This window comes from Burkholderia sp. Tr-20355 (genome assembly GCF_017104685.1).
Taxonomy (GTDB): Bacteria; Pseudomonadota; Gammaproteobacteria; order Burkholderiales; family Burkholderiaceae; genus Burkholderia; species Burkholderia seminalis.
Genome location: NZ_JAAGPK010000342.1, coordinates 1 through 2474, shown reverse-complemented (window position 1 = coordinate 2474; position 2474 = coordinate 1). Strand labels below are relative to the sequence as shown.

4 protein-coding genes and 1 pseudogene are annotated in these 2474 nt (G+C 72.2%); 2 read left to right on the top strand and 3 right to left on the bottom strand.

The genetic code is table 11. From position 1 onward, the window contains the following. Positions 1–133, bottom strand: a pseudogene (locus G3N62_RS35135) (LysR family transcriptional regulator); the annotation flags it as partial. 89 nt (positions 134–222) lie between these two features. Here G3N62_RS35135 and G3N62_RS35130 point away from each other — a divergent pair. Further along, positions 223–444 (top strand): hypothetical protein, encoded by a 222-nt coding sequence (locus G3N62_RS35130; protein ID WP_021163760.1) that lies wholly within the window; start codon positions 223–225, stop codon positions 442–444. 26 nt (positions 445–470) lie between these two features. Here G3N62_RS35130 and G3N62_RS35125 read toward each other — a convergent pair whose 3' ends face one another. Further along, positions 471–665, bottom strand: a complete 195-nt coding sequence (locus G3N62_RS35125) for a DUF2905 domain-containing protein (protein WP_006477606.1) — start codon at positions 663–665, stop codon at positions 471–473. A 12-nt stretch (positions 666–677) separates the two neighbouring features. Further along, positions 678–1868 carry an SAM-dependent methyltransferase gene (locus G3N62_RS35120; protein ID WP_124670248.1) on the bottom strand — a complete coding sequence of 397 codons (1191 nt, stop codon included), beginning with the start codon at positions 1866–1868 and terminating at the stop codon, positions 678–680. Between the two features lie 13 nt (positions 1869–1881). Between G3N62_RS35120 and G3N62_RS35115 the strand changes: the two genes are divergently transcribed. After that, the coding region (locus tag G3N62_RS35115) for an SDR family oxidoreductase (RefSeq protein WP_206141528.1) at positions 1882–2474 on the top strand (593 nt) is incomplete at its 3' end.

Here is a 2474-nt window from a genome sequence, read left to right as displayed (position 1 = left end):
CGTTGAGAATCAGCGGACGCGCCGCCAGATAGGCCGGCGTCACACGCGCCGGAAGCCGCCAGTCCGCGGGCAGGAAGGCCATCACCGGATCGCGCCGCCATGCGCGGATCGACAGCCCCGCGACCGGACGCCGCGACCGGACACCGTTCGGTCACCGATAAGCGGCGCTGTACATGCTGCGCCGCAGTGCTACGATGAAGTGTCCTTTTGCGGGAGAGCACGATGGACACGAACACGTTCACGAAAGGCATCTACACGGCCAAGGCGCATACCCAGCATGCGGGCAACGGGCAGTTTCAGGGTTACGTGATCCTCTCGCGCGACGACGGGGACGACACCGAGAACACACGTTACGACGTCCACTCGACGAGCCCCAGCGAGGAAGAAGCGTTCGACGAGGCGAAGGCGCTCGCGCACCGGATCCTCGGCGAGATCGAGCTGTAGCGCGCGCCCCCTCTTTCAGGCGCGGCTCAGAGCAGCCGCGCCACCATCGACAGCAGCATCGTCAGCACCAGCGTCGACATGAACGGGAACGGGTAGCGCCGCCCGCCGAGCGTCAGCGTGACGTCGCCCGGCATCCGCCCGATGCCGAGCTTGCCGAGCCACGGCCAGCAGCGCGTCAGGATCATCACCGCGATGAACGTCGTCAGCAGCCAGCGCAGCATGTCCGCCCTCGCTCAAAGCGCGTGCGAGCGGTCGCCGCGCGCGAACGCGTCGAGCGTGCCGTCGATGCCGCGCGAAAACGCGATCACCTTGAACAGCTCGCCCATCTCGGCTTCCGAGATCAGCTTCTGCACCGCGTTCGCGGCCGGCAGGAACGCGCGGATGTCGGACGGATCGATCGCGGCCAGCGCGTCGGTGATGCCGGCGTTCAGCAGGAAGCGCGCCTGCGACGTGTAGCCGAGCAGGTCGGCGCCGGTCGCGACGGCCGCGTCGTAGATGCCGGTGAATTCGACGTGCGCGGTGATGTCCTGCAGTCCCGGGTACAGGAACGGGTCCTCGTGCGCCTGGTGGCGGTAGTGGCACATCAGCGTGCCGCGGTCGCGCTGCGGATGGTAGTACTCGTGTGCCGGAAAGCCGTAGTCGACCAGCAGCACCGCGCCGCGCGCGAGCATCGTGCAGACGGTGCGCGTGAACGCCAGCGCGGCCTCGTGCGTCTCGGTCACGTAGCCGTCGCCGACGTCGAGCCCGGCGAGCGCCGGCGGCAGGCCGGCCGCGTCGGCGGGCCGGTCGTCGAACACGAACGCCTGGCGCGCGTCGAGCGCGACGCCGCGCTCGTGCCACGCGCCGCCCGCCTTCGCGAACAGCCGCACCGGCATCGCGTCGAGCACCTCGTTGCCGACCACGACGCCGTCGAACCGCTCGGGCAGCGCGTCGAGCCAGCGCACCTTCGCGGCCAGCGCCGGCGCGGCGGCCGCGATCGTGTCGCGCTGCCGTTCGCGCAGCTCGCCGGACAGGTCGACGATCAGGTATTCGTCGAGTTCGACGCGCTGCGCGTCGAGGGCGGCGAGCAGCCCGGCCGCGAGCTTGCCCGTGCCCGCGCCGAATTCCATCACGCGGCGCGTGTCGCTCGCCGCGAGCGCCTGCGCGACCGGTTGCGCGAGCGTTTGCGCGAACAGCGGCGACAGCTCCGGTGCGGTGACGAAGTCGCTGCCGTCGTCGGCGCGGCGCCCGAACTTGCGGGCGCCGCCGCTGTAATAGCCGAGGCCGGGCGCATACAGCGCGCGCTCCATGAAACGGTCGAACGGCAGCCAGCCGCCGGCCGCCGCGATCTCGTCGCGCAGTTGCGCGGCAAGGGTTTCGGACTGCGCGAGCGCGTCGGGGCCGGGAGCAGGTAAACTAGCGGGTTCGTGAGCTTTCGGGTTCATCCCGGCATTGTAAATGACCGTTTCAGCCGATACGTCGACCCCGCGCGTGGTGCTCGTCACGGGCGCCCTGGGCAGCGCGGCCGACGCCGCGTCGATCGGCCGCGCGCTCGCGATGGGGTTCGCCCGCCGCGGCTGGGACGTCGCGCTGCAGCGCGGCCAGGGCGCGCCGCGCGCGGCCGCCGATGCGCTCGTCGCCGACGTCGCCGCGCTCGGCCGCCGCGCGGTCGTGCTGGACGCCGATCTGGCCCTGGAAACCGATGCGGCCGCGCTCGTCGCCGCGTGCGGCGAAGCGCTCGGCCGGCCCGCGTGCGCGGTGTTCGTCAGCGCCAGCGCGGGCGCCGACGGCGCGCGGACGATCGACGGCGCGTCGCTCGCCGGCGCACTCGCGCGCAACGTGACGGCGCCGCTCGCGCTGGCCCGCGCGCTCGCCGATGCGACGCCCGACGCCGCGCGCGAGCATGAAGCGCTGCGCGCGTGCGCGATTCACGTGCTGGATCAGGCCCTGTTTCACCCGGCACCGGCGCAGCTGTCGCACGCGCTGATGCAGGCCGCGCTGAACCGCGCGACGTCGGCGCTGGCGCTGGCACTCGCGCCGAAGGTGCGGGA